The organism is Pseudomonas sp. P5_B2 (genome assembly GCF_056400445.1).
In genome coordinates, this window is sequence record NZ_JBFULH010001439.1 from 1 (window position 1) to 590 (window position 590).

Below are 590 nucleotides of genomic sequence, written 5' to 3' on the forward strand. Positions count from 1 at the left end.
GAATGGGAACAACTGCATGCAGCCTTCTATGATAAGGCTGGTGGCGATGATTCGATGGTGAAAGTCGGCCAGGTCATGAAAGGTGTTTTGCAAGGCTACATGATCGATAAGAAAACGGCAGACGCTTATAACATCAAAGATCTTTCGGATTTGAAGAAGCCAGAGATTGCGAAGCTTTTTGACAGCAATGGTGACGGTAAGGCGGATCTGACGGGTTGTAACCCTGGTTGGGGTTGTGAACTGATGGTTGAACATCACATGAAGGCCTATGGCTTGGGCCCTACAGTAGTGGACAACAGAGGGTCATATTTTGCGTTGATGGCCGATACTATTGCTAGGTTCCAACAAGGTAAACCTGTGTTGTATTTCACTTGGGTGCCTCAGTGGATTGCCAGTGTGCTTGTTGAGGGGCGTGATGTAGTTTGGCTCCCGGTTCCATTTACGTCATTGCCTGATGGTAAGGAAAGCAAAGATACCTTTTATCAAGGTAAGAATCTTGGCTTTCCAGTGGACACTGTTAACGCAGTCATGAACAAAGAATTTGCAGAAGAAAATCCCGTGGCTCGTAAGTTTTTGTCTGAGGTCAGCAT

1 protein-coding gene is annotated in these 590 nt (G+C 46.3%); it reads left to right on the top strand.

Features of this window, described 5'->3' with window-relative positions; all coding sequences use genetic code 11:
- A partial coding sequence (proX, locus tag AC1DRJ_RS31705) for a glycine betaine/L-proline ABC transporter substrate-binding protein ProX (RefSeq protein WP_477805573.1) occupies window positions 1-590 on the top strand: 590 nt, incomplete at both ends.